This window comes from Caldicoprobacter sp., assembly GCF_047459465.1.
Classification (GTDB): domain Bacteria; phylum Bacillota; class Clostridia; order Caldicoprobacterales; family Caldicoprobacteraceae; genus Caldicoprobacter.
Genome location: NZ_VSCO01000051.1, coordinates 1 through 12,039, shown reverse-complemented (window position 1 = coordinate 12,039; position 12,039 = coordinate 1). Strand labels below are relative to the sequence as shown.

Genomic DNA, 12,039 nt, shown 5'->3' with positions numbered 1-12,039 from the left:
CAATCGGCGGCTTACAACTTTGCATCAGTAATATATATTGGAGGGAGACAAAAAATATGACAAGTAGTTACCACCTTATATCCATCTCGTTTACCACTTCTTCCATTTCATGCTTCCTACCCCTAAGCATGAGCTGAGTCACCGCTACCCTGGGGTCCTTACCCTCAAACAGCACCTGGTACAGCTGCTGCGTTATGGGCATCGAAACGCCATGCTTTTGCGCCAGCCTATAGGCTACCTTGCACGTGTTAACCCCTTCGACGACCATTCCTATGCTTTCCAGCACCTCATTAAGGGGTTTACCTTGGCCTATCAAGATCCCTGCCCTTCTGTTACGGCTATGCATGCTAGTACAGGTCACCACCAGATCCCCTATACCCGCTAGACCCGAGAAGGTAAGGGGATGAGCACCCATAGCCTTGCCCAACCTGGATATCTCGGCAATCCCCCGTGTAATAAGTGCAGCCTTGCTGTTGTCACCAAAACCAAGCCCATCGTTTATGCCAGCCGCCAGAGCAATTATGTTTTTGAGAGCCCCCGCCACTTCAACCCCTATGACGTCGGGATTGGTATATACCCTAAATGTAGGACCCATGAATACATCCTGAACCAGTTCAGCATCCTCCTTATTATACGAAGCCGATACAACGGCAGTGGGTATATCGCGGCCCACCTCTTCGGCATGGCTTGGCCCCGAAAGCACCACGACCCTGGCGCTGGGTATCTCCTGCTCTATGACCTGCGAAAGCCGCAGCAGCGTATCCATCTCAAACCCCTTGGCAACGTTGACCACCACATGCCCCTTGGGGATGAGAGGAGCCACTTGCCGCGCCATAGCTCTCACGTATTGGGATGGCACGGCCAGCACCGTCAACCCGGCTCCCTTTAATGCCTCATCCAATGATCGGGTAGGAATGACTCCGGCAGGGATCGATACGCCGGGCAAATACCGCCTGTTCTCCCTCAAGTCTTTTATCTGATGATATATCTCCTCTTCCCTTACCCAGAGGTTAACCTCTATGCCCTTTTTGGCCAGCATCACCGACAAAGCCGTACCCCAGCTGCCAGCTCCAACAATTGCAAGTCTATGTACCATAACCCATCTCCCCTTATGCGCTATTTCAGGAAGGTAAATCTCCATAATACCCATCGCTTTTTATGGTTTGCCTGCCGTCCTAACTCACCGTACCCTGGCTTTCTGGCCCAACTTATTCTCCTTGCCCTCAAGTAGCCTTGATATATTGCTCCTGTGCCTGTACAGGGCTAATCCCCCAACCGCTACCCCAAACAGCACTATCTTCCACCCATATCCAAATATGGCCAGCAGTATAGGAAATAAAACGGCAGCCGTTATAGAGCCCAGGGAAACGTACTTGGTTATGGCAATCACGATAACCCCCGCTACAAATAGTATGAAGCTGATAAGCGGGAAGAGCACCAGCAATACGCCAAACGACGTTGCTATACCCTTTCCCCCTCTGAAATTGAGAAATACCGGCCAATTGTGCCCCACGATAGCGGCAAACCCCGCCAGGGCAGCCCCTGTCTCACCGACCATCCATCTACCGATAAGGGTAGCTAAAACCCCCTTAAGGACATCGGCCAAAAACACCGGGATAGCTGCTTTAAGGCCCAGCACCCTGAGCACGTTGGTAGCTCCCGCATTGCCGCTGCCGTACTGCCTTATGTCGATATTTCTGGCTATCTTTCCCGCGATAAAAGAGGAGGGTATACTGCCTAGCAGATAACCTATGATGATAAGAATAAACAGCTTCACGTTTACACCTCCAATCCCAACCTGCCCAAACCCTCCATCAGGAATTTAGCTCCTCTGACGAACCAACAGCCTGATAGGAGTCCCCATAAGGTCGAAAGTTTTGCGCAGATAGTTTTCCAGGTACCTCTGATATGACTCATGCATGAGCTCAGGGTCATTGACAAACAGAACGAATGTTGGCGGCTTGACGGACACCTGGGTAGCGTAATAAATTTTGAGCATCCTGCCCTTCTCCGAAGGTGGAGCAGCCACAGCCGTAGCATCCGAGATACAGTCGTTGAGCACCCCGGTAGATACCCTCATGGTATAACGGCTGTACACCTCATCCACCAGCTCCAAAATGCGATTGGTTCTCTGGCCCGTCTTCGCCGATATGAACACCATTGGGGCATAAGCGATAAAGCCCAGCTTTTGCAGTATACGATTCTTGTATTCCTCCATAGTATATGTATCCTTTTCGATCAGATCCCACTTGTTGACCACTATCACCGTTGCTTTGCCTTCTTCTATAGCCAGCCCAGCGATTTTGGCATCCTGCTCTGCCACCGGCTGCGTGGCGTCCAGCATCATGAGCACGACATCGCATCTCCTGATGGCTGCCAATGCCCGCAACACGCTATAGCGCTCCAAAGCCTCATTTATACGGCTTTTCCTGCGGATCCCGGCAGTATCTATGATCAGATACTTCTTTCCATCCACCTCAAAAGGGGTGTCTATGGCATCCCTGGTAGTCCCAGGTATATCGCTCACTATGACACGTTCCTCTCCAAGGAGGCGGTTCACCAGCGAGGATTTGCCCACATTGGGCCTCCCCACCACAGCAATCTTTATCATCTGGTCCTCTTCTTCATCTATCCCCTTATCGGGCAGGTATTTCACCACCTTATCCAGAAGGTCGCCTATCCCCCTTTTATGAACTGCCGAAATGCCCATGGGCTCACCTAGCCCTAGGCTGAAAAAGTCGGCCACCATGGCCTCGTCTTCAAAATTGTCAATCTTATTTACCGCCACCACAACGGGTTTGCGGGTTTTGCGCAAAAGATTGGCTATCTGATGGTCTGCCGGCGTTACCCCTACCTGGCCATCTACGAGGAATATTATCACATCGGCGGTATCTATGGCGATCTCTACCTGCCGCCTCATCTTTACAAGCAGTTCGTCGTCGCTTTCAGGGTCCAGACCGCCCGTATCTACGAGGGTAAACTTCCTGTTTAACCATTCAGCATCTGCATAAATCCTATCGCGGGTAACCCCCGGTTGGTCGTCCACAATGGATATTCTCTTGCCCACGATCTGATTGAAAAAGGTGGATTTTCCTACGTTAGGACGCCCTACAACAGCCACTATAGGTTTATCCAATCCCCATCACTCCCTTCTATCCTTCAAAATTCTATCCAGATCTGCTATGGTTTTGAGCAGCTCGTTTCCATCAACTGGAACGGAAATAACCGGCACTCCCAGCGCCAAGCTCAAGCCCTCCAGGGTGATATCGTCCAAGAACACATCCTCACCCCTGCGAAGCATGGTACAGGGTATGAGCAGGGCCTTACCCAGATCCTTGCCCTTCAGTTGGGCTATCATATCGCCGCCCGTTATAAGCCCTGCAACCGTCACGCTCTCCCCAAAAAATCGATTGACAATGGGATAAACGTGCACCTTCAGCCCCATTTCCCGCTGCAGCCTATCCATCATGGCTCTTATGGTAGGATAGGCTGACAAACCGGTAGCCACCGAAAATTCCTTGATGGATAAGTTTCTCCCGCGGTAATTGCTGATAGCCTCATCAAATTCATGGACCAGCTTGGCTATCAACCCCACGCCATTCTCGATCTGGGGAAAGTCTTCATACTCCTGATATGAGGGAAAGCCTTTTCCCGCCAAAATATAAAACTCATCGGCCGCAAACACAAAGGCGGTACCGCTCTCTCTGCGGCACACCTTCTGCCACCTTTCCACCTGCTCCAGCACCTTGGCTGCCGACTCGGCATCAAAGGGCACTATGCTCTCCAATCCCTGACGGTGCTTGGTTAAGCCTACCGGCACCACAGCCACCGAGTTCACTATAGATCTTAAACTCCACAGGTCAGACAGGGTACGTTCAAGCTCGGCACCATCGTTCCAGTTACGGCACAGAACGATCTGGCAGTGTACCGAGATTCGCGCTTTCTCAAACTCCTTCAAGATGTCAAGCACATCACCAGCTCGCTGGTTTCCCATCATCCTCCGGCGAAGCTGCGGGTTGGTGGTATGTACCGATATATAAAGCGGACTTATGCGTTTTGAGATTATCCTCTTGATGTCGTGCTGGGTCAGGTTAGTGAGGGTTATATAGTTCCCCATCAAGAACGATAAACGCCAATCATCGTCCTTATAATAGAGAGTAGGCCGCATCCCTTTGGGTAGCTGGTCTATAAAACAAAATATGCAACGGTTGCAACAAGCCCGCTGCCTATCCATGATGGGCTGTTCAAAGGTAAGCCCTATATCCTCATCAGGATCCTTTTCGATATCCAGCTCCCAAATCTGCCCATCGACTTTTTCTATAGTAACGCTTACCTCATCGTTGCTCATCCATTCCATATAGTCCAGGATATCCTCTACCGCCTGCCCGTTTACGGCCACCAGAAAGTCTCCGGGCTCTATGCCCAGCTCCTCAGCTATGCTGCCGCTTTCCACGGCTGCAATCCTGTGTTTTCTCCTCAGTTTAAACCTCTCCCCCGTTTAAAATTTATCATCTATTTTTAATACCTGCTACTAAATATAACCCCATTTTTATTATGGAGTAAAAACACCTTCAAGTCAACAACTTATGATGGCGCTGCACCAACGCTCGCTTAACCCTGATAACCAAATCCACCAGATGTGGGTAGCTCTTCCTTATACCCCATATGGTCATGGGCCTGCCTATGAAGGGAATCCCCAGCCTTCTGGAAGTAAAGCCTCCTAAGGCTGTCAAGGGGTTAACCTGCACCAGCGCGCTGACAAACACCACATCCTGCTGGGGTATGCCACTTACATTCAACAGGCTCTTGATGGCGGGTATAACCACCCTTTTCCCATCCTTCATCCCCAGCACATAGATATCCCACCCAAGCTCATCCCGCCCCATATATAAAGGCGTACCCAGATGGTCATTATCCATTTTATCATAAAAAGGTATGGCTTTAAATTCGTAAGTTTCGGGTATACGGTCATGGGGAAGGTAATTTAAGTGTATGCAAGCGCAGGTGACCGACGTATGCGCTCCTCCATAGCAGTGATAAAAGAGTATCCCCATCCATCCTGCCTCCCTTGTCCCTTTTAAGCTATGGCAATCGGAATTTTTCCAATTCTCGCTTTTGACGCTGTACAGCCTTTGCGAAAAATCCGTATTTATGTTTGAACCACCAAAAAAATAACTTCTGGCAAAGCCTGGTATTTACACGGCGTGCCAGCAAAAAGCCCATAAACCTGGGCAAAAAGCCCTCCAACGGCGTCACATCGATATGATACAACTCCTCATCTATTTTAAATATTTTAGTAACACATGCCTGAGCCTTCTCGATTACCGAAAAAAACCTGTTACACCCCATGGCATATATTTCGTTCAGGCCTTCATCCAACCCTACATATATTAAATTTCCATATTGTTCCCCGTATAAACGGCACATATCAAAATGGGCCTCTATAAATTGCTTGCTGGGCAATTGACTGCCTTTATATATTCCGGCGTGAAGTGCCGCCATCAAATAGGCTCCGTAAGTAGCCCTGTAACCGCAGTATATCACCTTCAACTCCCTTTTCTCCTCTCTCTCAAAGCTGCTTGCATGCCTCTATAAACACAAAACCGAGTTGCCTGGCCTGCCAGCAACCCGGTCAATTCATTCTCTGTCTTGCTCATCTTTATCTGACGACCTTCCCGTGACTTTGGAAAACATCTCTCTGGTGCCACCGCTTATGGCCATGAAGATTACTGCCCCTATGACCAACACCAGTACCAACCATATTATTCCCCTTCCCCCTCCGCGCTGCGCCTCCTCATTTATAGGCTCTGTCTCGTAAGTTCCCTTGTCCTCACCCTCCTGCGTCTTACCCTGTATTGTACCGCCAAACATGGCTTTTGCCACCACATCAGCCATATGTCGAGCCGCCCTCTGGGCCGATTCCTTGCTGTTTTCATGGGTACCAAACTCGAAGATCAGCGATCGCGGGGAAAGTTCCTGATTATATGCCCCGGCCCCTATATATATATCCTTTACAAGCCCGGGGTACACTTTATCGGCTATGGCCTTGATCTTATAAGCCAGCTCCTCGTTTGCCTTTCTATTTTGGTTCCTGGAACCCACCACTATCCTGACCTTGGTCATGGTCTTCCCTGCCACCTTTGTGACGTAAATATGCCCGGGCACTGCATCCCTGTGTATATCAAATATGGCAGCCACCGGCGAATACTGCTTTATGAGATTGATGGCTGTTTGCCTGGAACGCCTGTATGCACCAGCGTCATGGGGATCATGGGGCGTTTTGTCAAGCACTGCATTAATGCCTTTCTCCTTCAAAGCTTCCTCAAAAGCCTCGGCTACATCAAAGATGCCCCCGCTACCCGGGCGGCTATGGGTGCCATCCGAAGGCTGGTACGACTCATCGCTGTGCGTACAGTACAAAAGTATAGTTCCCCGCTGGTTATCCTGTTGTGCCAATGCATCCACCGAATCCGAGATTTCCCTCACTTGGGGCAGCTTAACGTCACCCATGTACTTGAGCACTGCCTTCTTGGTATCCTTGTCGACCGATACTACCGAATAACGCTTGTTATCGCTGCTGATGTATTCGTCATTTACCAACACTTCCCTGGCCATCAAGGTAAGCTCCTTGCCCGCTTCATCCAGCAAGGTATAATACCCCAGCTCCTCATCAAACCAGTCGTCGGCATATACAGTATTGGAGGCATAATGGCCGACGGCAATGGCAACCAAAAAACAAAGAGCCACAACCAGGCATACCCTCCTATTCATTCCCTTCACCTCCCGTATGTCCACCGTCATCCCCATCCTTTCTTTTAAAAGAGCCATCCTCGTAGATCATAGCCTTTTTGGCCGTTCCACCCTGCAGCCTTTCCCTCAACTCCCCTATCACCTCGGCCAGCAGCACCGCCAGAAAGCCTGCTATTACCACCGCATCCACCGCTCCCGCACCGCCCAAACGGAGCCTAGACGGGACACCCCGCAATAGGTTCTCAATCCACTGCCCCAGATCGGCAAGCAAAACTCCGAGTACGCCGGCTATGAAGGAAGCTCGGCGCGAACGTCCGAACAGATAGCCGATAATCCCAGCGATAATCCCGTAGACGTAATTGGGGTCGATTATGATGGTCTCGGGTTCCGAAGGCATATAGCGTCCGGCAAGGTATACCCCCAAAGCCGATAGTATGGACGCCACCACTGCCCTCAACTTTTCCATAGCCGTACCCGCTTTCGCAAAAAGGTATATTACCAATATAAGAGGGACGATAGCCCCGCCGATGTTTATATAGGCATTCCTCCCCAGAGGGATATCCGGAATGAGGCTGCCTACAAAAATAGCCACCATAAACAAGACGGCTGTTTTATCGCTCAAGCGCATCCTGTCCAGCATGCGCTGGCCGATGCCAAACAGCACCAGAATGGTGGCTACTATAAGTAACGTCAGTCCCAACGGCATTGTACCCCACCTTTCGCATAATTTTGGCTTCCATCTTATATTTCCCCTGGTACAGGCCTTATATTCTTCAGCTGGTACAAGCCTTATATTCTTCAGCCAAGCATACCACACAAATGCCACAAACTGAAATTGCAACATGACTTCTTCAACGCTAAGAGGTATACCTCCAGCACATCAACATCCCAAAAAGCCTATCCTCAAACAAAAAAGCTCCTACAAATAACATAGAGGTTATTTGTAGGAGCCATCGGCACCTTCGCGCATCTTAAGTTGGTCAGGACTTTACGGCCCGCAACCCAACTTTATACGCATTAGTTAGAACGTGCCTCACCGGCTAAAACGTGCCCCATCGAACAAAACGTGCTTCATGAAACAAAAACCCATTATGGATCAAAGCCAAAACTGTACGGCCACAATCAATAGGGCTTGCATATGATCTCGTGTATCCTGGTCTCCAGTATGCTGCTGGCATGGGATGGCGTGAGTATCACGGCGGTGTCAGCCCCTTCAGCGGTGCCACCCACCGCAATCACGGGCCGTCCGTACGGTATCAAACCGGCATCCAGCGCCATCACCGAAATCTCCACGCATACCTTCACGCCCTGCCCAAACATCCTGAGGGTATGGGCCATTATCTCCACCGGATATGTACCGCCAAATTTTCTGCTCAAGCCCCTTTCTGCCCCGCTAAGGACGTGGGTGGTGGTGAGGACCTTGATGCCCGATTCTATAAGCTGCTGGCGCACTTCGTCGGGCATCTCATTTTTGCCCCTTTCGCTAAAACCGTTCACATGAGTCACGCACACCACTTCCAAATCCTTTACATCCTTAAAAAAGCTGGCGGTATATCCTGAACAGGATGCCACCACTATATGGCCTATTCCCCTTTCCCTAGCGGTTTTTAAAGCCAGCTCCACCGTCTTTTGCGTGTTGTGCTTGCCCTCAGATTCAAAATACATCCATATCGCCCCCTCATCCCATCATCCTTAAATCTCAGTTTCCGTTAATCTCTTTCCCTACAACTTAGCCTTTCCAACCCTTTTAAAGCAATTTGTTCACGCCGCTTTTTGCGCTTTGCAGAACCTCAAATTGGTTCCAGGGATAACAATCGGGTGGAAAGCTTTTAAAGGCAATCTCCTCTTTCAATGTCGGGTGAACCAGCTTTATCTTGGCAGACCACAGTGCGAGCTGTTGACCTGGCCTATTCACCTCCTTGCCATATTTCTGGTCGCCATACAGTGGAAAACCTTCAAAGGCAAACTGGGCCCTTATCTGATGCGGCCGACCGGTAATCAAATTTACCTTGACCAGGCTCAAAACGCCACCATTTTGAGGAACACCCAGGCTCTCCAGGAGCTCGTACTCCAGTACTGCTTCTTTTGCGCCTTCCATTGGGGTATCAAAACAGCGCACCGTATTGGTGGCATTGTCCTTACGGAGATAATGCTGAAGCCTGCCGCTTTTAGGCGGCCTTCCCCGCACCACAGCAAGATAAACCTTCCCAAAAGTCCCCTTTCGTATCTGGTCAGATAACCTGGATGCGGCCTTGGAGGTCCTGGCAAACACCATCACTCCACCTACAGGCCGGTCCAGGCGGTGAACCAAACCCAGATAGACGTTGCCAGGCTTGTCATACTTCTCCTTTATGTACTGCTTAAGCACCGACAAGAGGTCGGCATCGCCGGTGGCATCCCCCTGCGTTAGCATGTTCACCGGCTTTTCCACCACCAAAAGGTGGTTGTCCTCGTATAAAACCTTCATATCGCCATTGATATTCATTTTCACCCAGTCCCTCTTTATCCTAAATCACAGCCGCTATGTAAACCGATGCGCTCACGGCGGCCCTTGCTGCCGTTGCCATTAAATTGCTGCAGTCACTACTTTGCCTCCATACAGCTTATATATACCCTTCTGCGCCTGGGGCCATCGAATTCGCAAAAATACACTCCCTGCCACGTGCCCAGCACTGGCCTGCCCCCCGAAATGATGATGTGACAGCTCGACCCCATGCATGAAGCCTTTATATGGGCATGGGAGTTCCCTTCGACATGCTTGTAATCTCCACGTACTGGAAAAGCCCTATCCAGCGCTTTTATGATATCATAGACCACATCGGGGTCAGCGTTTTCATTGATGGTTATTCCAGCAGTGGTATGCGGACAGAATACCACCGCTATGCCGTTTTGAATGCCGCTCTCCTTCACAGCACGCTCCACCAGATGCGTTATGTCAATAAACTCTTCGGATTTGCTGGTTGAAATGGGATACTCAAATAACCTGCTCAATCGGGCACACCTCGCACTTCCTTATTGTATGGCAAAACCAGTAATTCAATTTCAAAGGAAATCACCGTGATGTCAGATAATGCTAACAAAGGGACGACTTCCCCTTGCACTTGTCAGCTGAACTTTATGGAAAGCAGCTGGCTACCATCAATTGCGCCAGCATCTCATAGCATTTTTTGGTAGGATCATCTAACCGCTTTCCCTGCAACAGCCTATCCTATTATTAGACTCTACCACTTTTTTTATCCTATTTCAACAAAAACCCCCTTGTAAAAGGGGGTTTTTGTTGAGGTCATTTATTTTTTAGGCTTGTAAATCAGCGCTTCTTCATCGACGTACAGCTCGCAGGGCATTGGCTTGTTTTCAAGTTTTTTGGCCCCTCCAAGGAGCTCTATCCTGTACATGGAAGATCTGTACCAGTTGAGCCGGGGCATTACCTGCACAAACGTATAGTCATCCCTTATGCTTCCCAACAGGTAATCCCAGTTGACGTAATGGTTAAACTCGTGAATTATGTCGGTAATGGCCACATCAAACTTGTTGACCAACAATTGCTGGAAGAAGTTCCACTTCTTAAGGGAAGATTCGGTACGGGTCAGGCCAAAGTATCCGGCGCAGCCCTCACCGCGAAGCCCCGTAAGCCCTCTGGTCATACATACTTCCAGCGCTTCTATGGTCTCGGGCGGATCTGTATTAAATGTATCGAAACGGCCCACATACTGCTCGGGAAGCTTATCTCTAAAATCGTACTTTTCGGCCTTCACAGGTAAACCTAATTGCTTTGCCTTCCTGTTTATATATTCGACCAACCTGTCGTCAATTTCCAACACCACTATTTCCTCAGGCAACCCAGACAGCCCTGCAGCGATGCTAAGTAGGTCGTCATCCCCTAAAACCAGCAGCTTTTTGCCTTCAAGGTCGCCCCTCTCGGCAATCAAGGCTACCCTGCTTATAACCGTTCGAGTGGTAATGTACCCCTGGTCATAATCCAAAATGGCCTCGGGCCTATCGACGGTCACCTCATCAAACCTTTGGGCAAGCTTTTTTAAGTCCTCATTCCAAATCCCTCGTCCCTCGCAAGCAGGACACGTATAATCCTTATGTGCAAATATCTTATGATCCCTTAAGAATGCCTTTCCTTCGGGGGTTAAGGTTATATCTCCGTTTTCCCCGATATCCACCAAGCCCCGGCTTCTCATCTCTTCTACTATCTCGGCCACCACGTTAAATGGCTTTTGCGACGTACACACGATCTCCCAGAAATGAGAAGTGCTGGCCAGCCCTGACATCACCTTTTCGACATCCCGCACAGTAGTTTCAACCTTGGTCCTCTGATAAACCCGCTCGGCTATCAGTTGAAGGTCCACGCAATCACCTCCTTTAAAGTCTAAAAAAGGACCCTGTTTTACACAAGGCCCATCAATATCAATTAAACTAGCTTAAAGCCGCAACGTTAATCATTATATTCATTTATCCCCAAGAAGTCAAGAGAACAAGGAAGGCTGGTAAACGATTTTACCAGCCCCTCTCGGCATACCTCTCCCTTTCATCCAATTTGTCGATTTCCAGGCCGTACATGGGCTCGCCCAGGCCTTCCGATACTTCAGCCAGCACCTTGGGATCATCGTAATGCTTCACCGCCTCCACTATGGCCTTGGCCATCTTCTCGGGGTTGGAGGATTTGAATATGCCCGACCCGACAAACACCCCATCGCAACCCAGTTGCATCAGGAGGGCAGCATCGGCAGGGGTAGCTATTCCGCCGGCAGCAAAATTGAGCACCGGCAGCCTGCCATTTCGCGCCACATACTCCACCAGGTGGTAGGGAGCTCCCATCTCCTTGGCCGCTATCATTAGCTCCTCATCGGACATGCCCCGTAGGCTTCTTATCTCGGCCATAATAGTCCTCACGTGTCGCACCGCTTCCACCACATTGCCGGTACCTGCTTCGCCCTTGGTCCTTATCATGGATGCCCCTTCGCCAATCCTCCTTAGAGCCTCGCCCAAATTCCTGGCTCCGCACACAAAAGGCACTTTGAAGGCCTTTTTATCGATGTGATACCTGTCATCGGCTGGTGTTAGAACCTCGCTCTCGTCAATGTAGTCTATGCCTATGGCCTCCAGTATCTGCGCCTCAACAAAATGGCCTATCCTAACCTTGGCCATCACGGGTATGGACACAGCCGCCTTTATCTCCTTGATCAGCTTAGGGTCGGACATCCTGGCCACGCCGCCATGTCGCCTTATATCGGCCGGCACCCTCTCCAGCGCCATCACGGCAACCGCCCCGGCTTTCTC

Annotated in this window: 13 protein-coding genes; all 13 read right to left on the bottom strand. The window is 50.0% G+C overall.

Features of this window, described 5'->3' with window-relative positions:
- Window positions 1-67: 67 nt before the first annotated feature.
- On the bottom strand, window positions 68-1,096 hold the full coding sequence (locus FWJ59_RS04935) for an NAD(P)H-dependent glycerol-3-phosphate dehydrogenase (protein ID WP_414480872.1): 1,029 nt from the start codon (window positions 1,094-1,096) through the stop codon (window positions 68-70).
- Between the two features lie 84 nt (window positions 1,097-1,180).
- Window positions 1,181-1,777: a glycerol-3-phosphate 1-O-acyltransferase PlsY gene (plsY, locus tag FWJ59_RS04930; RefSeq protein ID WP_414480869.1), complete on the bottom strand. Its 597-nt coding sequence runs from the start codon at window positions 1,775-1,777 to the stop codon at window positions 1,181-1,183.
- A 45-nt stretch (window positions 1,778-1,822) separates the two neighbouring features.
- The gene (der, locus tag FWJ59_RS04925) at window positions 1,823-3,136 is read right to left on the bottom strand and encodes a ribosome biogenesis GTPase Der (protein WP_414480868.1); all 1,314 of its coding nucleotides are present in this window, start codon (window positions 3,134-3,136) and stop codon (window positions 1,823-1,825) included.
- A gap of 6 nt (window positions 3,137-3,142) precedes the next feature.
- The gene (locus FWJ59_RS04920; protein ID WP_414480867.1) at window positions 3,143-4,453 is read right to left on the bottom strand and encodes a DUF512 domain-containing protein; all 1,311 of its coding nucleotides are present in this window, start codon (window positions 4,451-4,453) and stop codon (window positions 3,143-3,145) included.
- 118 nt (window positions 4,454-4,571) lie between these two features.
- Window positions 4,572-5,054 (bottom strand): DUF3189 family protein, encoded by a 483-nt coding sequence (locus FWJ59_RS04915; RefSeq protein WP_414480866.1) that lies wholly within the window; start codon window positions 5,052-5,054, stop codon window positions 4,572-4,574.
- Between the two features lie 28 nt (window positions 5,055-5,082).
- Window positions 5,083-5,544: a DUF3189 family protein gene (locus FWJ59_RS04910; RefSeq protein ID WP_414480871.1), complete on the bottom strand. Its 462-nt coding sequence runs from the start codon at window positions 5,542-5,544 to the stop codon at window positions 5,083-5,085.
- Window positions 5,545-5,637: 93 nt separating this feature from the next.
- Window positions 5,638-6,771 carry a stage II sporulation protein P gene (spoIIP, locus tag FWJ59_RS04905; RefSeq protein WP_414480865.1) on the bottom strand — a complete coding sequence of 378 codons (1,134 nt, stop codon included), beginning with the start codon at window positions 6,769-6,771 and terminating at the stop codon, window positions 5,638-5,640.
- A complete protein-coding gene (locus tag FWJ59_RS04900; RefSeq protein WP_414480864.1) occupies window positions 6,764-7,456 on the bottom strand; it encodes a DUF1614 domain-containing protein in 693 nt (230 codons plus the stop codon). The genes spoIIP and FWJ59_RS04900 overlap by 8 nt, the downstream gene beginning before the upstream one ends.
- A 416-nt stretch (window positions 7,457-7,872) precedes the next feature.
- Window positions 7,873-8,415, bottom strand: coding sequence for a pyruvate kinase alpha/beta domain-containing protein (locus FWJ59_RS04895; RefSeq protein WP_414480863.1), 543 nt, complete (start codon window positions 8,413-8,415; stop codon window positions 7,873-7,875).
- 82 nt (window positions 8,416-8,497) lie between these two features.
- Entirely contained in the window at window positions 8,498-9,235 is a 738-nt protein-coding gene (locus tag FWJ59_RS04890) for an RluA family pseudouridine synthase (RefSeq protein ID WP_414480870.1), read from the bottom strand.
- 98 nt (window positions 9,236-9,333) lie between these two features.
- Window positions 9,334-9,741 carry a secondary thiamine-phosphate synthase enzyme YjbQ gene (locus FWJ59_RS04885; protein WP_414480862.1) on the bottom strand — a complete coding sequence of 136 codons (408 nt, stop codon included), beginning with the start codon at window positions 9,739-9,741 and terminating at the stop codon, window positions 9,334-9,336.
- A gap of 296 nt (window positions 9,742-10,037) precedes the next feature.
- Window positions 10,038-11,108 (bottom strand): bis-aminopropyl spermidine synthase family protein, encoded by a 1,071-nt coding sequence (locus FWJ59_RS04880; protein ID WP_414480861.1) that lies wholly within the window; start codon window positions 11,106-11,108, stop codon window positions 10,038-10,040.
- A gap of 148 nt (window positions 11,109-11,256) precedes the next feature.
- Window positions 11,257-12,039, bottom strand: a 783-nt coding sequence (gene pdxS, locus FWJ59_RS04875; protein WP_414480860.1) for a pyridoxal 5'-phosphate synthase lyase subunit PdxS, incomplete at its 5' end; no start/stop codon positions are given.

Coding starts and splice junctions, on each gene's coding strand:
- FWJ59_RS04935 (WP_414480872.1), bottom strand. CDS start 1,096: ATGGTACATAGACTTGCAATTGTTGGAGCTGGCAGCTGGGGTACGGCT.
- FWJ59_RS04915 (WP_414480866.1), bottom strand. CDS start 5,054: ATGGGGATACTCTTTTATCACTGCTATGGAGGAGCGCATACGTCGGTC.
- spoIIP (WP_414480865.1), bottom strand. CDS start 6,771: ATGAATAGGAGGGTATGCCTGGTTGTGGCTCTTTGTTTTTTGGTTGCC.
- FWJ59_RS04900 (WP_414480864.1), bottom strand. CDS start 7,456: ATGCCGTTGGGACTGACGTTACTTATAGTAGCCACCATTCTGGTGCTG.
- FWJ59_RS04895 (WP_414480863.1), bottom strand. CDS start 8,415: ATGTATTTTGAATCTGAGGGCAAGCACAACACGCAAAAGACGGTGGAG.
- FWJ59_RS04890 (WP_414480870.1), bottom strand. CDS start 9,235: ATGAATATCAATGGCGATATGAAGGTTTTATACGAGGACAACCACCTT.